This window comes from Ancylobacter defluvii (assembly GCF_018390605.1).
Classification (GTDB): Bacteria; Pseudomonadota; Alphaproteobacteria; order Rhizobiales; family Xanthobacteraceae; genus Ancylobacter; species Ancylobacter defluvii.
Map to the genome: position 1 here is coordinate 150,513 of NZ_JAHBGD010000027.1, position 18,789 is coordinate 169,301.

At 65.4% G+C, this 18,789-nt stretch carries 14 protein-coding genes and 3 pseudogenes; 10 read left to right on the forward strand and 7 right to left on the reverse strand.

Going from position 1 to position 18,789, the window contains the following annotated elements:
* Positions 1-14: 14 nt before the first annotated feature.
* Complete coding sequence (gene traF, locus KHC24_RS23035; protein WP_246547541.1) at positions 15-497, reverse strand: conjugative transfer signal peptidase TraF; 483 nt, start codon at positions 495-497, stop codon at positions 15-17.
* Between the two features lie 98 nt (positions 498-595).
* Positions 596-3,904, reverse strand: coding sequence for a Ti-type conjugative transfer relaxase TraA (gene traA / locus KHC24_RS23040; RefSeq protein ID WP_213366376.1), 3,309 nt, complete (start codon positions 3,902-3,904; stop codon positions 596-598).
* Between the two features lie 277 nt (positions 3,905-4,181).
* Here traA and traC point away from each other — a divergent pair, with 277 nt between their 5' ends.
* The 4 genes and pseudogenes from traC to KHC24_RS25275 all read left to right on the forward strand — a co-directional run.
* The gene (gene traC / locus KHC24_RS23045; RefSeq protein WP_213366379.1) at positions 4,182-4,478 is read left to right on the forward strand and encodes a conjugal transfer protein TraC; all 297 of its coding nucleotides are present in this window, start codon (positions 4,182-4,184) and stop codon (positions 4,476-4,478) included.
* Positions 4,459-4,698: a type IV conjugative transfer system coupling protein TraD gene (traD, locus tag KHC24_RS23050; RefSeq protein ID WP_373878557.1), complete on the forward strand. Its 240-nt coding sequence runs from the start codon at positions 4,459-4,461 to the stop codon at positions 4,696-4,698. The genes traC and traD overlap by 20 nt, the downstream gene beginning before the upstream one ends.
* Positions 4,685-6,577, forward strand: coding sequence for a Ti-type conjugative transfer system protein TraG (gene traG, locus KHC24_RS23055; RefSeq protein WP_213366382.1), 1,893 nt, complete (start codon positions 4,685-4,687; stop codon positions 6,575-6,577). Before traD ends, traG begins: the two co-directional genes overlap by 14 nt.
* 109 nt (positions 6,578-6,686) lie before the next feature.
* Positions 6,687-6,923: pseudogene (locus KHC24_RS25275) on the forward strand (WGR domain-containing protein); the annotation flags it as partial.
* A gap of 134 nt (positions 6,924-7,057) precedes the next feature.
* Here KHC24_RS25275 and KHC24_RS23065 read toward each other — a convergent pair.
* The 4 genes and pseudogenes from KHC24_RS23065 to KHC24_RS23080 form a co-directional block, all read right to left on the reverse strand.
* On the reverse strand, positions 7,058-7,372 hold the full coding sequence (locus KHC24_RS23065; RefSeq protein WP_213366388.1) for a DUF736 domain-containing protein: 315 nt from the start codon (positions 7,370-7,372) through the stop codon (positions 7,058-7,060).
* Between the two features lie 650 nt (positions 7,373-8,022).
* A pseudogene (locus KHC24_RS23070) lies at positions 8,023-8,317 on the reverse strand (type II toxin-antitoxin system RelE/ParE family toxin).
* 9 nt (positions 8,318-8,326) lie between these two features.
* Positions 8,327-8,602, reverse strand: a complete 276-nt coding sequence (locus KHC24_RS23075; RefSeq protein ID WP_213366391.1) for a type II toxin-antitoxin system RelB/DinJ family antitoxin — start codon at positions 8,600-8,602, stop codon at positions 8,327-8,329.
* Between the two features lie 171 nt (positions 8,603-8,773).
* Positions 8,774-9,700 carry an ArdC family protein gene (locus tag KHC24_RS23080; RefSeq protein ID WP_213366571.1) on the reverse strand — a complete coding sequence of 309 codons (927 nt, stop codon included), beginning with the start codon at positions 9,698-9,700 and terminating at the stop codon, positions 8,774-8,776.
* 325 nt (positions 9,701-10,025) lie between these two features.
* Here KHC24_RS23080 and KHC24_RS23085 point away from each other — a divergent pair.
* A pseudogene (locus KHC24_RS23085) lies at positions 10,026-11,056 on the forward strand (IS110 family RNA-guided transposase).
* 862 nt (positions 11,057-11,918) lie between these two features.
* Here KHC24_RS23085 and KHC24_RS23090 read toward each other — a convergent pair.
* Positions 11,919-12,806, reverse strand: coding sequence for a LysR family transcriptional regulator (locus KHC24_RS23090; protein WP_213366394.1), 888 nt, complete (start codon positions 12,804-12,806; stop codon positions 11,919-11,921).
* A 503-nt stretch (positions 12,807-13,309) separates the two neighbouring features.
* On the opposite strand from KHC24_RS23090, the gene KHC24_RS23095 reads away from it, so the two are divergent.
* The 5 genes from KHC24_RS23095 (at position 13,310) to KHC24_RS23115 (ending at position 18,719) form a co-directional block, all read left to right on the forward strand.
* Positions 13,310-14,473 (forward strand): mandelate racemase/muconate lactonizing enzyme family protein, encoded by a 1,164-nt coding sequence (locus KHC24_RS23095; protein WP_213366396.1) that lies wholly within the window; start codon positions 13,310-13,312, stop codon positions 14,471-14,473.
* Positions 14,474-14,536: 63 nt separating this feature from the next.
* On the forward strand, positions 14,537-15,259 hold the full coding sequence (locus tag KHC24_RS25465; protein WP_213366398.1) for a phosphate acyltransferase: 723 nt from the start codon (positions 14,537-14,539) through the stop codon (positions 15,257-15,259).
* Positions 15,256-16,029 carry a 2-keto-4-pentenoate hydratase gene (locus tag KHC24_RS23105; RefSeq protein WP_213366401.1) on the forward strand — a complete coding sequence of 258 codons (774 nt, stop codon included), beginning with the start codon at positions 15,256-15,258 and terminating at the stop codon, positions 16,027-16,029. Before KHC24_RS25465 ends, KHC24_RS23105 begins: the two co-directional genes overlap by 4 nt.
* A gap of 494 nt (positions 16,030-16,523) precedes the next feature.
* Positions 16,524-17,492 (forward strand): tripartite tricarboxylate transporter substrate-binding protein, encoded by a 969-nt coding sequence (locus tag KHC24_RS23110; RefSeq protein ID WP_246547544.1) that lies wholly within the window; start codon positions 16,524-16,526, stop codon positions 17,490-17,492.
* Positions 17,493-17,552: 60 nt separating this feature from the next.
* The gene (locus tag KHC24_RS23115; RefSeq protein WP_213366404.1) at positions 17,553-18,719 is read left to right on the forward strand and encodes a tartrate dehydrogenase; all 1,167 of its coding nucleotides are present in this window, start codon (positions 17,553-17,555) and stop codon (positions 18,717-18,719) included.
* The last annotated feature ends 70 nt before the right edge of the window (positions 18,720-18,789 follow it).

The window sequence follows — 18,789 nt, forward strand, 5'->3', positions numbered from 1 at the left end:
CAGGGCGCCAACGATCAGGGATGGGCGGTGAGGATCGGCCACGCCGGGCCAAGAAGGCCGGCGTCGGGGATTGGCCCGAAATAGCGGGAGTCATAGGAACCTGCGAAAGGGGAATGAACGAAGATCTGGCCAGCCGGAACGATGCCGCCGGTCCAGGGGGTGAGCGCGCGCCCGGCGCCGTCGCGTATGATCAGTTTGGAGCGGGGCAGGGCGGCTCCATCGATCACGACGTCGGTGCCGATTTCGATGCGGCTGCCGGCGAGCGCCGCGACGGTCTTGATGAGCGGCGCGGCGCCGCCCGGGCATGAGCCCCGCCGGAAATATCCGCGCTCGAGGCCGAAGGCCAAGACCGGCCCCGGCGGCGCACAGATGAAGATGAGATCCCCGATGGCGGCGGGGCGATCGAGCGGCACGATCCGCCACAGCCCGAGCGGCTCGCTCGGAGTCAGGTTGATGCGCAATCCACCGAGCCAACCCGGAACGGCGATCACCGCCATCACAACCCCGCCGCCGACCAGGATCGCGAGCGCCCGCCGCCGCGTCTCGCCCCTCCACCTTCCGGCTGCTCTTCCGATATCCACAGACGCACCGACCGTCATTTGAGCGACAACCCTTGTCGCTGCCCCTGGCGCATCGCCTCGGCCTGCTTCAACCCCTCGGCGGTGCGCTGCTGGGCGGCGAGCTGCTGCGCCGTGCGCATCGTTGACCAGGCAGATTTCAGCTCATCGCGCTGGCCGGCGCTCATGCCGGTGGCAAGCTTCTCGAAGGTGGGTCCGTCAGGTGTCTTCGCTCTGTTGGCAAGCATGGACCGCTCGCTGAACCGCTCGTTGACGGTCCGAGCGAACCCTTCGAGCTCTGCCATCACCATCTTGTCCTCGAGGGAGAAGGCGAGTGCGGCAGGCAGATCGTTTCGATCGATCGCGTCGCGGACTTTTTCGAGTGTCTGCCTGGCCATCGACGACAGCGCCGGAATGTCGACCGCGACCTTGACGCGCGCCGCGCGTTCCTCCGTCTCGTGCTTGCGTTTGGCCTCGGCACGTAGCCGCAGATAGCGCTCGAGGTCATGGGCGAGCGCCGGCACATTCAGCGCCGCGCGTTCGCGATCCTCTCGGTCGGCGCGGCTGGTGAGAAGGCCGGTCTTGCCCTTGAGTGCACCGAAGCTCTCAGGCTTCGCGGCGATCGTCGACAGGGTGGATTTGGCGGTGTCGGCGTTCCTGATCATGCCGTCGACGTCGACCTTGCGGAACGCGGCCTCCGGCTCGGCGAAGACGAAGCGGAAGCGGGTCGAGACCTCCTCCCATTGCCTCGATAGGGCGGGATCGGCGGCGAGCCTGTCCTCGACGGCCTTGTCGATCGATTTGGCGAATGCGGTGATGCCCGCGACCATGGGTCTGGCCTCCTTGTTCGTTTGCGGGATGGTGTGTTTCGAGGAGACGCCGAGGCCGAACCGGGCAGCGACCACGGCGAGGCGGCCGGCCAGACGGGCGAGCTTGTCCTTCTGCCGGATGGTCCAACGCAGCCTGTCGGCGGCGAGCGTGCGGGCGACGCGGACGAGATGCAGGCCTCGCGCCTCGGCGAAACGCAGAGCGGCGCGATAGGAACCGGCGCGCTCATAGTCGAGCGTGGTTTCCTTGCCCCGATGCTGCGACAGGATCTGCGTCAGGCCGCCGGCCTTCCGGAAGGAGTGCGCTCCATAGTAGAGGCCGACATCCTCGCGATGGCGGGTCAGCGCCACATAGGAGAGATGCCGGTCGAGCGAGAGCGTGGCGAGCACCTTGACCCGGTCGACGGTCGCGCCTTGCGACTTGTGGATGGTGGTCGCATAGCCGTGATCGACATGGGCGTAGAAGCGCTGGTCGACCTCAATGCTTCGACGGTGTTCGCCCTCGCCGACCATGGCCTTGAACCAGCCTAGCCGCACCTCGACGACATGGGCGATCATGCCATTCTTCACGCCGATCGCTGCATCGTTCTTCAGCAACACAATCTGGTCGCCGGGAGCGAAGTTGCGCGCACCATCTTCGGTGCGGAAGGCATGGCCTTCTTCCACGAGGCCACGCTCGACCAGCTTTGCCCGCGCCATATCGTTGAGCGCACGCACGTCGCGCCGGAGATGGGCGAGGATCAGCATCGATTTCCCCGGATCGTAATCACGGCTCCAGTCCTCGATCAGCGCCTTGAGGGCATCGAACTTGAACGTTCGGGGCTCGAGCTTGCCGTTCGCCTCGTAGCTCTTCAGCGCTGCGGCGACATTCCCCCGCGCGAGATCGAGCGAGGCCTCGCGCATCCATTGTTCGCGCTGGCGATAGATCGTCTCGAGTTCGGCATAGCCGGTGCGGTCGGCGATGGCGCGGAAGGCCGCGCCGGCCTCGATCGGCTGAAGCTGATCGGGATCGCCGATGAGCACCAGCTTGGCACCAGCCTTCACCACGGTCTCGACGAAGAGCGCCATCTGTCGCGACGACACCATGCCGGCTTCGTCGAGCACGAATACGGTCTTGTTGTCGAGCGCCTCGCGTCCCTTGCTCCACGCCAGTTCCCATGACGCAAGCGTGCGGGAGGATATGCCGGCTTCCTTCTCCAAGCCCTCGGCCGCCTTGCCGGCAAGCGCGGCGCCGACCACGCGATAACCGGCCGCTTCCCAGACCTCCTGTGCGGCCTTCATCATCGTGGTCTTGCCGGCACCGGCGCGACCGACGACAGCGGCCAGCCGTCCGTCGCCGACGACATGGGCTATCGCCACGCGCTGCTCTTCCGAGAGCCGGGCATGACGCTGGAACGCCGCCTCGAGCACCGTCTCGCGAACGCCATACGAGGATCGCGCGGCGAGCCACATGGCGCGATTGGCCATCTCGGCTTCGAGCCTGATCAGCTCGCGCGTCGTGTATTTGGCGGGCTCACGGACACCGCTTGCGAAGCCGATGCGCTCAGCTTCCAGCCGCAGCACGTCCGGGCTCTGAAGGATGCGCGCTTGGAGCTGCCGGAAGGTACCGGCATCATCGACATAGCGATGCAGCACCTTGGCGATGTCGCGCTCAGTGAAGACGCTCATCTCGCGCGTGACGAGGTCGAGCACGATTTCCGGCCGGCGCAGGATGCGCTCCCGGTTCTCGAGCCTCCGCTCCTCGTGGAGCGCGACACGCTCCAGCCTGGGCGACCACCCAGCCACCCCCTCCTTCCGGTCGATCGCCTTCGCCGCCACACCGATATGGGTCGTCGGCACGAGGTCAATGCCCCGCTCGGCATAGGATCGCCCGTCGACGTGGATGTCGAGGCCGGCAAGAGCCAGATGCCTGTTCTGGAGGTCGAGCCAACTCTCGCGCTGCTCGATGAATTCGGTCTTCTCACCGGACCACAGCCGATAGACGATCTTGCCGGCGTCATTGCGCAGCGGTGCACCGTCATCGCCGAGCACCGCAACCTTCTTCGACCCGAAGCCAGCTTCGGTCAGCGGTCGCAACGTCGTCATCAGGTGAATGTGCGGATTGCCCGGCTCGTCGTGGAATACCCAGTCCGCGACCTGCCCGCGGGCCAGCACCTGTGTCTCGACGAACGCGCGCACCAGAGCGATGTTCTGGTCCACCGACAGCTCGACCGGCAGCGCGATGATGAATTCCCTGGCGAGCTGGGCATCGGAGCGCTTCTCGAAGGCCTCGACGGCGTTCCAGAACGCTTCCGCGGCCCCTGCGACCGAACGATCCGCGATCAGGCGGAGTGCCCATTCCGGCGCATCGGCCGGCAGCAGAAATTCCTCATGCCGGAGCCCGCGCTTGGCGGAATAGTCGACCATCCGCCCTTCGGCCTCGTGCTCCATCCGCGCGCAATGGCGATACGCCGCAGACAGCACCGCGCTGCGGCCGGAGCCGCGCGAGATGAGCTGGGGCGTGAAATGCGTGATGGCCAAGACGGCGCAGGCTCCCGAACGACAACGGAACACAGGCGTTCGTCGGGAGCGGCGGCCGAGCCCCGCCGGCACGGGAAGCTCCCACGCGGCAGGTGGAGCAGGGCGTCGCGGCAGCGACGTATTACTGCGCCCTTGGACCATTCCTTCGACGGCCGGGATGATCGACCAAAGTGTCGGCTACGCCGACGTGCAAATCTGCACCTTTCGATCACAGGGCGTCCGGAAGACCCTTCCCCGATGCGATCCGTACCGAGCGCAACAGGAGGTCCAACCGGAAATGAAGAAGCCATCGTCGAAAATCCGCGAGGAAATCGCCCGCCTCCAGGAACAGCTCAAGTCTGCCGAAACGCGAGAGGCCGAGCGGATCGGTCGCCTCGCACTGAGGGCGGGCCTTGGCGAGATCGAGATCGACGAGGGCGAGCTGCAGGCCGCGTTCGAGGAGATCGCCGGCCGGTTTCGCGGGAGGGGAGAAAAGACGATCGGGAGGAAGGGGGCGGGAGCAGGAAGCGATGCCGGCGTTTCGGCCACGAAGGTCGCGGCTGGCGCGGCTGCGGATGGCGCTGGCGAGGTGTGAGCGTATGCGCCAGGCCTCATCGACAGAAGCCCGCAAGAAGGACACGCGCGAAAAGATCGAGCTCGGCGGCCTGATCGCCAAGGCGGGCCTTCGCTATGAGAAACGCGCCGTCCTGCTCGGGGCGCTGATCGAGCTTGGCCGACGGTTGAAGGCTGACGAGGCCGAACGAGCGCGGCTCGCGGCGATCGGCGCGAAAGCCTTCGGCAATGACGGCGAGTAGGCTCCTGCTCGCGATCGTGCCGGTCGCGCTGATGATCGGCGTGCTGATCGGCCTGTCCGGGTTCGAGCAGGCGCTCGCCGCACTCGGCAAGACCGACGCACAGCGCCTGCTGTTCGGTCGCGCCGGGCTCGCGCTGCCGTTCCTGGCCGCCGCTACGGTCGGCGTGATCTTCCTCTTCGCCGCCGCCGGCGCCGCCAATATCCGCCCGGCCGGATGGGGCGTGGTCGCGGGATGCGCGATGGCGATCATCATCGCCGTGCTGCGCGCGACGTCGCGGTCGTCGACGCTTGCACAGGTCGATCCGGCATACCCGATCGGCGCCGGTGCCGCTCTGATCGTCGGATGCTTCGCCCTGCGCGTCGCCGTGAAAGGTAACGCCGCCTTCGCCGCGTCGGCGCCGAAGCGCGTTCACGGCAGACGCGCGCTTCACGGTGACGCCGACTGGATGTCGAGGCCAAAGGCGGCAAAGCTCTTTCCCGAAACTGGCGGTATCGTCGTCGGTGAGCGCTATCGTGTCGACCGGGACAGCGCGGCAGCCATGCCGTTCCGCGCCATGGACCGGCAGAGCTGGGGCGCGGGTGGTCACTCGCCGCTGCTCTGCTTCGACGCCTCCTTCGGCTCCTCCCACGGCATCGTCTTCGCTGGTTCCGGCGGCTATAAGACGACCTCGGTGACTGTCCCGACCGCGCTCAAATGGGGCGGCGCGCTCATCGTGCTCGATCCCTCGAACGAGGTCGCGCCCATGGTGATCGACCATCGCCGCGCGGCCGGGCGCACCGTCCATGTGCTCGACCCGAAAGAGCCGGTCACCGGATTCAACGCGCTGGACTGGATCGGCCGTTTCGGCGGCACGAAGGAAGAGGACATCGCCGCGGTCGCCTCGTGGATCATGAGCGACAGCGGTGGTGCGCGCGGTGTCCGTGACGACTTCTTCCGCGCCTCGGCCTTGCAGCTCTTGACCGCGCTCATCGCCGACGTCTGCCTGTCGGGGCACACGGACGAGAAGGATCAAACGCTGCGCCAGGTGCGCGCCAATCTGTCCGAGCCGGAGCCGAAGCTGCGATCGCGTTTGCAGGAGATCTATGACGGCTCGCAATCGCCGTTCGTAAAGGAGAACGTCGCAGTCTTCGTCAACATGACGCCGGAGACCTTCTCCGGCGTCTACGCCAATGCGGTGAAGGAAACCCACTGGCTGAGCTACCCCAACTATGCCGCTCTGGTGTCAGGTTCCAGCTTTCTCTCCGACGATCTCGCTGCCGGTCAGACCGATGTGTTCATCAATCTAGATCTGAAGACGCTGGAAACGCATGCCGGCCTTGCACGCGTGATCATCGGCTCGTTCATGAACGCCATCTACAACCGCAATGGCGAGGTGACGGGCCGCGCATTGTTCCTACTCGATGAGGTGGCCCGGCTGGGTTTCATGCGCATCCTGGAGACCGCGCGCGACGCCGGCCGCAAATACGGCATCACCCTCACTTTGCTTTTCCAATCGATCGGCCAGATGCGCGAGACCTGGGGCGGACGCGACGCCGCCAGCAAATGGTTCGAGTCGGCGAGCTGGATCAGCTTCGCCGCCATCAACGATCCCGAGACCGCCGATTACATCTCGAAGCACTGTGGCACCACCACGGTCGAGATCGACCAGGTCAGCCGGTCGTCACAGGCTTCCGGCTCCTCGCGCACGCGCTCGAAGCAGCTCGCAGCCCGCCCGCTGATCCAGCCGCACGAGGTGCTGCGCATGCGCACCGACGAGCAGATCGTCTTCACCGCCGGCAATGCGCCACTGCGCTGCGGACGCGCCATCTGGTTCCGCCGTGGCGATATGAAGGCCTGTGTCGAGACGAACAGGTTCCACCGCAAGGACCGACAGGCATGATCGCGCCGCGCGACGGCGGTCCAGGACTTCACCGGAATGAATCAGTCGGCCCCAACCGATTCAAAACTCTGGTTGGACGCGGCTTGCCGCGCGCGCGATTCTTGATCTCATGATTGCGCAGCCCTACCAGCTCTATGTCGAACGGCGGGACCCGGCCCGCAACATGGCCCGCTATTACGTGCTGTCGATCGAACCGACGCTGTTCGGCGACGTCTGCCTCACCCGCCGCTGGGGGCGTATCGGCGCGCGCGGACAGGCAAAGCACCACTCCTTCGAACGCGAGGACGAGGCCGTCCGGCTGTTCCTTGAACTGCTGCGAGGCAAGCGAAAGCGCGGTTATAGGCCGACGGCCCAAGAGACCGCGAAGGTCGCACCTCAGCCAATGCCTGGTCTTTGTGAGGCCGCCGCTGAGAGGGAAGCGGCCTCCCCTGACATGGGAACGGCCCTGCCTGAAGAGGCAGGGCCGTCTGGCGGTCCCGATCAGTCCCGGTTCGGGCGGGACCAGATGAGCTGGAGGCCGTCCTCGCCTTCCACCTCGACCAGCGTGGCGTAGATCGGCGCCGGGAAGCTCGGATCGTCCAGCTTGACCGAGAGATAGTCGCGGCCGGTCTGCTCGGAGTGCTTCTGCCAGCCCGCCCCGAGTTCAACCGAGCCCGCCGCGAAGATGCGGAAGTGCGGTCCCTTTTCCGAGGGGTTGTCGACGCGCTGGAAGCGGGCCTTGACGTTGAGGGTCAGGGTGCGGATCGAGCCGGTGAAGCCGTTCTCGGTGGAGGTGAAGGTGCCGATGGTCGCCATTGTCGTCTTCCTTGTCCTGAGTTCCGGGCCGCGCCCTTCGCGGCCTCGATGGCAGTCGCAAGGACCGGGGACGATCGGACCGCACCCAACCGGGGTCCCCGTCGCGCCTTCGTGACGGGGTGGTGATGGGCCGGAACGCAGTGGAGGGCGGCAGAAAGCGGCTTTGTTGATCCGCGAGGAATGCGGACGACGTTCGCAGGGGAAGAAAGTCGCGCAAGGCCGTTGCGGGAAAACGATCGAGGCGAAGCCGTTCTCCGGTCAGACATGCCCCATCGAGCCCGCAGGAGGGACGGCCGTTCAAAGAAGGGAAAGGAGCGCGCACGAAGGCCCACTCGGCCCCGTCCACCATTAGGGTCGGTGGACCTCGACAGCACGACATCCGTCAGCTGCGCTCTATCAGGCGGAACGATCTCCCGGAGAGCATCGCACGAACAGACCGGCCCGGTGGAGGGACAGCTCCCGCATGGCGGGGAAGCCTCCCTGCAGATGGGCGCCATAATATCGTCATGCGATGACAGCCTCGGCCTTGGCCGCTCTGGCAGCGGCATCATCGAGGCCCGTAGCGAGAATCGACGCATGCCTGGCGCCGCTGCCGCGAATCAGGACCCACCCCATCTGGATCCGCGAACCGCTTTCCAGGGGCGAAAACGTCAACCCTCGGGTAGTGTCTCCGGCCATCGCTGCGCGCCATGCAGGACGCGAAGAATACGAACCGTCGTTTCCGTCACGACATAGGCCGCGACATAAGGCGTGCCGGCAAATCACCAGTTCGCGCGTCCGGTCGATCCTTCAGGGACGGCCGCTTTCGGGAAAATCACGCAGGCGACGCGCCGCACCCGCGATCCGCTCATCGATGGAAACCGCGGCGGACGGGTTATCCGCCTCGATATGAGAGAACATGCCGTCGCGATCGGAGAGCGCCCAGACTGACCAGACAAGCTTCACGATCGGACGTTACTCGCGGCGTGCCGCGAAATGCATCTCCGCCTCATCGTCGGAGATATCGGGCCGGGTGTCGTTCAGCGCTTGTAGCACCTTGGCCCGGAACCAGACATCATGCGCCTCGCCGTTCGCCATCAGTTCCAGCGGAAGCGCGCCCTCATTGGCGGTCCGGGTGAGCAGGATGCGCACGGCATCGGACACCGTCAGGCCCATGCTTTCGAGCACGGCGGACGCGCGATCCCGGATTTCGGCATCGATGCGAGTTTGAACGAGAGCGTTTGCGACCATCGGCGCCTCCTCTGCCGACCAATGTAATGCGATTGAATGACAATTGCCAGCCTTCTCCCGACCACTCATCCCTTGCACATGCTGGCGACGCAATAACCAGCCATCAGGATGGAGGCTCTCCGGATCGGGGAGGGCTCGCCGCCTTCCCCGAGATGATCGGAACATGCAACATCAGGCGACCTCGCGCTGTTCAGAGACCGTCGGCTGGAGGCTGTGCAGGAAGGCGACGGCGCGCTGCGCCTGCGCCGCCGCCGAGAAGATCGCCCTCTTGTCCTCAGCCAGCACCTTTAGCCAGGACCCGAGATAGCTCGCGTGGTCAGGCCGAGGCTCGAGCTCCGGTGCGATGCCGAGATCCGCGCAGAGAAAGCAGCTCCCAAGTTCGGCAATGAGCTCTTCGCGGGCACGTTCGCTCCTGTCCTTGCCATAGCGGCTGAGATCGCGGTTCACGCGATGTGGCGCCGATGTCCAATGGGTGGCCTCATGGCTGAGGACCGCGACGTAGCTCGCCGCGTCCCGGAATGTCTGGAAGGGCGGCATCTGGATGTGGTCACTGCCGGGGGAATAGAAGGCGCGATCACCGCCATGCCGGATCACCGCGCCAGTGTTGGCGAAAAAGCGATCGGCCTCTTCGATCCGTTCGATCGGATCGCGCACCGGCTCCGACTTCGCAGTGTAGCGCTCCGGCAGCCCGTCGATCTGCGCGACGTTGAAGGCGGTATAGGCCTTCAGGAAGGGGATTTCCCGCTCGACCTCGCCTCCGTTCCCATCGGCTTCGGCCTTGGTGAAGCGACTGGCGAAGACCACCATGGTGCCGGTCTCACCCTTGCGCACCGCGCCGCCGAGTTCGATCGCCTGCTTGAAGGTCATCCAGACCGGCGAAACGTAACCGCGCGCCATCGCCTCCGACCACAGCAGCAGCACGTTCATGCCGGAATAGGGCAGGCCATTGTGCCGTAGCGGCCGCGTCACCCGGCCGATGGCATTCGTAGAACGCCACGGCTGCATCCAGGGACGCACGCCCTTCTCCAGGTCCGCCACGATCCTGTCGGTGATCCGCGCATAGATGTCGACGCGTGGCTTCTCTTCTTTCCTGCTCATCTCCTGAACCTCCGTCCCGGAGGTCGCGCCGATCGCGACCCCGTCACGGCGGTGCTGAAGCCGGGTCGATCGGGAGGGCTGCGCATCCGCAGGACCGGAACGTAAGTGGAGGACGGCGCAGCCGTTGCGCGGGCCGCCGGGCCCGGCAGGACCACAGACCGGGACGGGTGCGAGCGCGAGCCGCTCTCTCGTCCTCCTTCTCCTTCCCTGCGCGCCGCGACATGAAAAAGGTTGGGCCATTGGGCTCGCGTCGCGGATGCGATGCGGCGGTGGCCGATGCGTTCTAGGCTCCACCGATCCAGCCCAGCGGATCAGGAGAAGAGCGATGGAGTGCTTTGTCGGCTTGGACGTTTCGGTGAAGACGACGAGTGTCTGCGTGATGGACGCAGGCGGAACGATCATCCGGGAAGGCAAGGCGGAGAGTTCGCCGGAGGCGATCGGCGCGTTCCTGTCAGTGTGCGGTGACCGCTATTCGCGGGTCGGCCTGGAAGCCGGTCCGCTCTGCCAATGGCTCTATGCCGGGCTGGCTAAGGCAGGCTTCCCAGTGATCTGCATCGAGACCCGCCATGCCCAAGCGGTGCTGAGCGCTCGGCCGAACAAGACCGATCGCAACGACGCGCGCGGCATAGCCCAGATGATGCGGGTCGGTCTCTACCGCCCGGTCCACGTCAAAACGCTGGCCAGCCAGAAAATCAGGGCTCTGCTGAGCGGCCGACGCTTCCTTCAGGCCAAGCTGCTCGATGTCGAGAACAGCATTCGCGGCCTGCTCCGCAACTTCGGTTTCAAGGTCGGCATGGTGACGCGGGCTCGCTATGAAACGCGCATCCTCGAGCTGATCGAGGACGAGCCCTCATTGCAAACGATCATCGAGCCGATGCTGGCGGTACGCCGGGTCGTTCGTGAACAGTATGTCGGCCTTCACAAGAAGATGCTGGCTCTGGCGCGCGCCGACGACGATTGCCTCCTGCTGATGAGCGCCCCCGGCGTGGCCCGCTCATAGCCCTGACCTATCGAGCGGCCATCGACGAACCGGCCCGCTTCCAGCGCTCCCGCTCCGTCGGCGCCCATTTCGGGCTGGCACCGCGAACGCATCAATCTGGCGAGATCGAGCGGCGCGGCAGGATCACCAAGAACGGTGACGAGACACTACGATCAGCCTTGTTCGAGGCGGCGCTGGTCCTTTTGCGACCGCAGGCAAAGCCCTCTGCTCTCAAAGCCTGGGGGCTACGCGTCGCCAAGCGTCGGGGCATGGCCAAGGCGATGATCGCGGTCGCGCGCCGACTATCCGTCATTCTGCATCGGATGTGGGTCGATCGCGTGCCGTTCCGCTGGACGGCTGAGCCGGCCCAAGCCTGACCTCACCAACAGCATTTCGAGATCCGCCGCAGGGCGGAGCGATGTCCCCCAGGGACCGAAGGGCGGTGAGATCGAGGGCGGATTGGGGACCGCAAGGTCACCCCGCGAAAAAGCGTGATCCACCACTCGTCGGACCCAACCATGAAGCGGCCCAAGCGCCGACTTCGGAGAGAAGCCAGAGACCTGGCGGGACTGTCAGCTCGCGATCTCTATTGCTGACTTATTGAATCGCATGTCACCATGAGCCATGGGCGAGCAGTGGCCGATACACGTCTTCCGTTCAGAAAGCTTTGCCAAGAGTGAGGCCGTAGTGACTGCTGCGCCGCTCGAGCTCGTTGTATCGGTTTATGGCGGCGGCGGCATGAAGGGCGAACAAGGCCTTGAAGCAGCCTTCGGCGGCTCAGCCTACTATCGTGATGACGCGACCGGGTCGGCTTACCTCGCCGTATGGGGTGACCGGAATGCCTCGCGCTTTCGCAGTCGGCTACGTGAAAGCGGGGCATCCCTGCAGGTTCTTCGGGAACCTCCACCGGCTCGGCTGATATGGTTCAACAGCGGTCAGAAGGGGCATCGCCCCAAGGCCCGTTAGCCCCCCCAACTTAGACGTTCACCACGTTGGCCGGCTTGACACCCATGGCCCATCTAGAGCGAACCGCCCGCCTTCAAGGCGGGCGGTTCGCTCTAGATGGGCAGCTCTGCCCGACGATCTGGTTTCGGCCGATAAGGCGCACCGAGAACGAGGTCTGGCGAGCCGTTGATTGCCGCGGCCGTCCGCACCAGCGTGAACGGTATCTCTGCGTTCGAGAGCGGCCGCGACTTCGCCTGGATGACCTCGCCGTCCCGGACGACACAGGGAGCCGAGTTACGTCAACGCCGCCCATGCCGACTCTACGACCTCGCTCTGCCGGGCTACGGGTCGGAACAAACGGATTTCGACGGGGATGGCCGCGTCCGGCCCTGCCGCCGGCACGAGTCGTTTCTCCCGGAGGTCGTCCTCGGCCAGCGTTGTCGGCAGCCATGCGACTCCGACGCCCGACCTCGCCATCGTCAGCAACGTCGCAGCGAGGTGGGATGTGAACACGGTGTGAGGCGTGGCGCGGGACGGGGTGTCGTCCTTTACCGCCGCGATGATGCGGCCAAGCCCCGATTTTTCGCTATAGGCCAGGTAGTCGAACACACCATCGTTCTCCAGGCTCCATAGAGGCCGGCCGTCTGGCGCTGGCGCGCTCACCGGCACGAGCGTATCGGTGCCCACGACGACGCTCTTGAACTGATGGGAATCGAACCTGCCCGGCGCTGCGGCGTGGTAGTGGCAGAGCAGAAACTGAGCGTCGCCTCGCGCTATGATCTGCTCGCAGGCCTCCATGCTGTCGGACAGCAGGTTGAGGTTGCCTCGGCCGAACAGTTCGTCGTTCCTGCGGATCCACGACGGGAAGAACGTGAAGGACAGCACGTGCGTCGCTGCGATCGTCAGCGTCTGTGCGTGGCGTTCGGCTATCGCGAGCGTGTCGCGGCGCAACTGCTGGATGGTGCGGCTCAGCATCTGGGCCTGCGTGCGGAAATGCTGGCCCGCCGTAGTCAGCGACACCGAATGGGTCGTCCGCACGAAGAGCTCGGTTCCCACCCATTGCTCCAATGCTCGCACCCGCCTCGAAAAGGCTGGCTGCGTCACATGACGTCGCTCGGCAGCGCGTGAGAAGTTCAAGGTTTCCGCAAGCGCGAGGTAATCCTCCAGCCAGATCGACTCCATTGGTTATGCACCTTCGTCATCAACAGGGACCTCATCAGCATTAGCCTCACTTCGTTGGCCCCGCTACGGCTCCTCTGCAGCCGCCCGGCGATCGACCACCTAAATCCGAGATGTCCCCGTTCAGCTCGTCAGCGCTGCACATCCATTCTTGGGCGAGCGAGAGTCCACGTCCATGAAGACGCGCCCACCTGACAGATTCCACCCGCTGCCCCTGCCGGCTCATCATCTTCGGCACCGTCGTCGGCATAGCCGCGGCGAGCCACATGGCGAGCGACCTGGCGGCCATCGGCCAGATCGACGCGAAAGTGCTGTTTTCCGTCGCCATCATTTCGACCTTGCCCTGCTGATCGGTCTCGCCGGGGCGGGGATGCGGGCTCGCGGGATGTGTGCCTGCATCGCGAAAGCCTGCCCGGCACCCGGACGAAGCTCCGGACGACGACCACCTCGCCAACGCCACTTGCTGAAAACGTCCACATAACCAAGTTCAAGAAAGGGAAACGACCATGCGTATCGTCGACGTTGTCGAGATCACCAAGCCGATCGCTTCACCCATCCGCAACGCCTATATCGACTTCTCGAAGATGACCGCGAGCCTCGTCGCGGTCGTGACCGACGTCGTCCGCGACGGCCGGCGGGTCGTGGGCTACGGCTTCAACTCCAATGGGCGCTACGGACAGGGCGGCCTCATCCGCGAGCGTTTCCGCGACCGGATCACCGAGGCGGACCCCGCCACGCTCCTGAACGACGAGGGCACCAATCTCGACCCCCATCGCATCTGGGCGAAGATGATGATGAATGAGAAGCCCGGCGGTCACGGCGAGCGCTCGGTGGCGGTCGGCACCATCGACATGGCGGTCTGGGACGCCGTCGCCAAGATCGAGGGCAAGCCGCTGTTCCGGCTGCTAGCCGAGATGAAAGGTCGCGAGGCAAACCCGAAGGTCTTCGTCTACGCGGCGGGGGGCTACTATTATCCGGGCAAGGACGACTCGGCGCTGCGCAAGGAAATGCGGGGCTACCTCGACCGCGGCTACAACGTCGTGAAGATGAAGATCGGCGGCGCGCCGATCGACGAGGACCGCCGTCGCATCGAGGCGGTCCTGGAGGAGATCGGCTCGCAGGCGCGCCTTGCTGTCGACGCGAACGGACGCTTCGACCTTGAGACGGCCATCGCCTACGCCAAGATGCTGCGCGACTACCCGCTCTTCTGGTACGAGGAGATCGGCGACCCGCTCGACTACGCGCTTCAGGCAGCCGTCTCGGAATTCTACGACGCGCCGATGGCCACCGGTGAGAATCTGTTCTCGCACCAGGACGCCCGCAACCTCCTGCGCTATGGCGGCATGCGGGCAGACCGCGACTATCTCCAATTCGACTGCGCGCTGTCCTACGGTCTGGTCGAGTACCTGCGCACGCTCGACGTGCTCCGCCAGTTCGGCTGGTCGCCGTCGCGCTGCATCCCGCATGGCGGTCACCAGATGTCGCTCAACATCGCGGCCGGCCTCGGGCTCGGCGGCAATGAGAGCTATCCCGACCTGTTCCAGCCCTATGGCGGGTTTCCGGACGGGGTGAAGGTCCAGGACGGTCACATCGTGATGCCGGACATTCCCGGCATCGGCTTCGAGGGCAAGTCAGACCTGATCAAGGTCATGCGCGAACTCGCGGAGTGAGGCACCCGGCGGCCCTGTTCGCCGGGTCCGCCGCTTACCTGCCGTGTGATCTGGAGCCCGACGATGATCGCAGACTTTCGGCAAACTGCCCCAGACTACCACCGCCATCCGCAGCCGGGGAAGCTGGGCATTCGGACGACCAAGCGGATGGAGACGCAGCGGGACCTCGCTTTCGCTTACTCTCCCGGGGTCGCTGCCCCGTGCGAGGCGATCGCGGCGGACCCCCGAGCGGCACGCGATTACACGGCCCGGGGCAACCTGGTCGGCGTCATCACGAACGGGACAGCGGTGCTGGGGCTGGGCAATGTTGGGCCGCTTGCCTCAAAGCCGGCGATGGAGGGGAAGTCCGTCCTCTTCAAGAAGTTCGCGGGCATCGGTGCCTTCGACATCGAGGGGGACACGTCGGACGTCGCTAGGTTCTGCGACGCCGTCGCGCTCCTGGAGCCGTCGTGCGACTCCGAGAGCCTCACGGTCTTGCCGGATCGCTGCGTGGCCCTGGTCGAACGTCGGGGGGTTCCACCGACGGCCGCCAGGCGACGGCTTCGGCAACAGCCGACAGTTGCCGAAGCCATGCTGCTCAAGGCCGGGCTGGTCGACGCCGCGCTTTGCGGCACGCCCGCCGATTGGTCTCAGGAGACCCGGCTGGCGCTCGACATCATCCCCAGGACTGAAGGCATCACGCGCGTCTCTTCCCTTACCGCGCTCATCACCAGTCGCGGGGTCATGAACATGACGGCGTTGGTGGTGACCGAAAGCGCCAGCGACCGGAAGGGTATCCATCCATGACCCCTTTCGCCGACGCGTCGAACAAGGTTGCCGAAGCCGCGCGCCGCATCGCGAAGCTGCGCGCGTCGGGCGAAAGGGTGGCCACCGCCTCGTTCGGCTGGGAGCCCACCCTTCAGGAGGCGAACGACGCCCAGCACCTTCACCGCGGCCCCTGCAACGCATGGAAGGTCGCGAAGTCGCCGGAGGGCAACACGGTGGTTTCCCGTCTGATCCCGCTCGTTGGTGAAGGCATGCCGTTGGTTTGGCGTCCCGGAACGATGCTTGAGATCGAAATCGCGGTCACGCTTGACCGGGATCTGCCGATCAGAACCGGCCCGCCCTACACGCGCGCCGATGTGCTGGCCGCCGTCGGCAGATGCCGCCTGGGCGCCGAGCTGGTCAGAAGCGTATTCCAGGAGAACGGGAAGGTCTCGTTCTCCCTCTTCGTCGCGGACGGCATGGGCAATGACGGATACCTGCTGGGTCCATCGTTCCCGAAAGAAGAACTGGACGCGCTCCAGACTTCGCCCCTCGCCATCGAGATGGACGGCAAGGTCGTGTTCGACGCCGTTGCCCGCCACTCCAATGGGGATTGCCTGGGATGGCTGGTCGAATTCGCGAACTCCGATGATCGATCGCCGGGCGCACTGGTCGTCGGCACGCTGGTCACCACCGGCTCACTCTGCGGCACCATAGCACTGCCTTCACCTGGGAGAGTCACCGCTCGGCTGAGCGCGGCCTTGAGGTTGGAACTGGTCGTTCGCTCCAGCGATGACACCGGAGGACGCTGAATAAAGTCATGCCCGGCTTCCGGCGGCATCCCGACGGCCTCCGGCTTCATTGTTCTGGTATATAGATACCTATATTTGGATCTCCGGCCCTCTTCCCGCACCGGAAACGCTGCGCCTGCCGCGTCGTTCCAAGCATGAGAACGCGCGCGCCGACGGGCCGCACGAGAGCCGGCTTCTTCCGCCTCGATTGCGGCACGCTCCCGCGTCGGGCGACGCAGCCTTATTCCCGCTCGGCGGCTTCGCCGGTCAAAAAAGTGATGCACACCAAAATGTTGGCGGCGCAAGCCTTCGTCGTGAGCGCACGAGCGCGTGCGGGCACCGCATGACGGCAAGGCCGTCCAACAGGGCCGCGTTCCTCGTCAAATCCCGCGCATAGATTGAGGCCGATTTGGCATTGGACGGCATGGGATAGAACACGGGAAATGCGGCGTCGAGCTGAAGGCCGGGAAAACTCAAATACCGTCGGCCACGTCTCGCATCCTTGGGAGGACCGCATGAAGAGACTTATTACGAGTCTTGCAATCTGCCTGGCTACCGTCACATCCGTTGCCGCACAGAACTACCCCAGCAAGCCCATCACGATGTACGTGCCCTTCGCCGCGGGCGGTCCGACAGACTCCGTTGCGCGCCTGACCGCGGAGGCCATGTCCAAGTCGCTCGGCCAGCAGGTTCTGGTCGAAAACCTGCCGGGAGCCGGCGGCACCATCGGGTCAAGCCGCGCCGCACAGGCGACCCCGGACGGCTACACGATCCTGCTCCACCACATCGGCATGTCGACGGCGCCGACGCTCTACCGCAAGCTCGACTTTGATCCGACGACGGCCTTCGCTCCGATCGGCCTCGTCACGGAAGCGCCCATGACGATCGTGGCCCGCCCCGACTTCAAAGCCACGACGCTCGCTGAGCTAATCGCTACGATCAAGGCAGAAGGAGAAGGCATCACCTACGCCAACGCGGGCGTCGGAGCGGCTTCGCACCTTTGCGGCATGCTCTTCATGTCCGCGATCGACAAGCAGATGACGACCGTCCCCTACAAGGGCAACGGCCCCATCATGACCGACCTCATGGGCAGCCAGATCGATATGACCTGCGATCAGGCGACCAACACGGCCGGGGCGCTCAAGGCCAACCAGATCAAGGGCTACGCCGTCACCTCGCCGGAGCGCCAGAAGGCCTTCCCGAATCTCCCGACCGCCGACGAGGCCGGTCTCCCGAAGTTCGAGCTCAGCGTCTGGCACGGTCTCTACGCCCCGAAGGGCACGCCGCCGGATGTGGTCGCCAAGCTGACATCCGCGCTGCAGGTGGCGGTCCAGGATCCGGCCCTCCAACAGCGGCTGGATGCCATCGCGACCTTTCCCGTGACCAAGGACAAGGCGACTCCGCAGGCATTGCAGGAGCGGCTTAACAGCGAGATCGCCCGTTGGCGGCCCCTAATCAAGGCGGCTGGCCAGTTCGCGGACTGATCCAGCACTCGATGGGCGGGCCGCCGGCCCGTCCTCGATCGTCCAGGAACCATCGAGGCCATGTCCATGACCGACCGTGTCTATCGCATCGCCGTGATCCCCGGCGATGGCATCGGTAAGGAAGTCGTGCCTGAGGGGCTTCGTGTGCTTCAGGCGGCCGGTGAGCGCTACGGGTTCGAACTCCGCTGCGATCACTTCGATTTCGCATCGTGCGACTACTACGAGCAGCACGGCAAAATGATGCCGGACGACTGGAAGGACCAGATCGCCGGCCACGACGCGATCTTCTTCGGCGCTGTCGGTTGGCCTGAAAAGGTGCCCGACCATATCTCGCTCTGGGGCTCCCTGATCCAGTTCCGACGGGAGTTCGACCAGTATGTCGGCATGCGTCCGGTCCGCCTGATGCCGGGCGTCGCCTCGCCGCTCGCCAACAGGAAGCCGGGCGACATCGACTTCGTGGTGGTGCGGGAGAATACCGAGGGCGAATACTCGTCCATCGGCGGCCGGATCTTTCCGGGCACCGAGCGGGAGACCGTTGTCCAGGAGTCCGTAATGACGCGCATCGGCGTCGACAGGATCCTTCGCTTCGCGTTCGAACTCGCCGCGACCCGGGGCGGGCACCTGACCTCTGCCACGAAGTCGAACGGCATCTCCGTGACCATGCCCTATTGGGACGAGCGCGTGGAAGCGATGGCGGCGAACTTCCCCGACGTGCGCTGGGACAAGTACCACATCGATATTCTTACCGCCCATTTCGTCCTCAACCCCGACAGGTTCGACGTCGTGGTGGGATCGAACCTTTTCGGCGACATTCTCTCTGATCTCGGTCCTGCTTGCACAGGTACGATCGGGATCGCGCCCTCGGGCAACATCAACCCCGAGCGGCGCTTCCCCTCGCTGTTCGAGCCTGTGCACGGCACGGCGCCGGACATCGCCGGCCAGAACATCGCCAATCCGATCGGCCAGATCTGGGCGGGTTCGATGATGCTCGACCACCTCGGCGAGGCGGAAGCGGCAGCCGGCATCCTGTCCGCCATCGAAGCCAGCTTGCTCCGACCGGAGACCCGGACCAGGGATCTCGGTGGATCGGCGGACACGACGACCTGCGGCGAGGCCGTCGCGGCAGCGGTCCTGGACCACGCGGCGGCCCAGCTGCCGCGGTACCGGGATGGCCAAGACGCGAGCCGCGCGGGTTCCATCTTCGAGCGAATGGTGAGGAGAGGTTAGCCGAGCCGGCCATCTTCGATCCGAGGCCGACCTGTTTGCCTTTGTCGGGCGCCTCGGGTCGCCCCTGACT

What these genes read in the sequence shown, in the direction of transcription:
- KHC24_RS25465 (WP_213366398.1), top strand. Translation starts at nt 14,537, where the DNA reads ATGATCGCAGACTTTCGGCAAACTGCCCCAGACTACCACCGCCATCCG.
- traF (WP_246547541.1), bottom strand. Translation starts at nt 497, where the DNA reads ATGGCGGTGATCGCCGTTCCGGGTTGGCTCGGTGGATTGCGCATCAAC.
- KHC24_RS23110 (WP_246547544.1), top strand. Translation starts at nt 16,524, where the DNA reads ATGAAGAGACTTATTACGAGTCTTGCAATCTGCCTGGCTACCGTCACA.
- KHC24_RS23115 (WP_213366404.1), top strand. Translation starts at nt 17,553, where the DNA reads ATGTCCATGACCGACCGTGTCTATCGCATCGCCGTGATCCCCGGCGAT.
- traG (WP_213366382.1), top strand. Translation starts at nt 4,685, where the DNA reads ATGACGGCGAGTAGGCTCCTGCTCGCGATCGTGCCGGTCGCGCTGATG.
- KHC24_RS23080 (WP_213366571.1), bottom strand. Translation starts at nt 9,700, where the DNA reads ATGAGCAGGAAAGAAGAGAAGCCACGCGTCGACATCTATGCGCGGATC.
- KHC24_RS23065 (WP_213366388.1), bottom strand. Translation starts at nt 7,372, where the DNA reads ATGGCGACCATCGGCACCTTCACCTCCACCGAGAACGGCTTCACCGGC.
- traD (WP_373878557.1), top strand. Translation starts at nt 4,459, where the DNA reads ATGGCGCTGGCGAGGTGTGAGCGTATGCGCCAGGCCTCATCGACAGAA.
- KHC24_RS23090 (WP_213366394.1), bottom strand. Translation starts at nt 12,806, where the DNA reads ATGGAGTCGATCTGGCTGGAGGATTACCTCGCGCTTGCGGAAACCTTG.
- KHC24_RS23105 (WP_213366401.1), top strand. Translation starts at nt 15,256, where the DNA reads ATGACCCCTTTCGCCGACGCGTCGAACAAGGTTGCCGAAGCCGCGCGC.
- KHC24_RS23095 (WP_213366396.1), top strand. Translation starts at nt 13,310, where the DNA reads ATGCGTATCGTCGACGTTGTCGAGATCACCAAGCCGATCGCTTCACCC.
- traC (WP_213366379.1), top strand. Translation starts at nt 4,182, where the DNA reads ATGAAGAAGCCATCGTCGAAAATCCGCGAGGAAATCGCCCGCCTCCAG.
- KHC24_RS23075 (WP_213366391.1), bottom strand. Translation starts at nt 8,602, where the DNA reads ATGGTCGCAAACGCTCTCGTTCAAACTCGCATCGATGCCGAAATCCGG.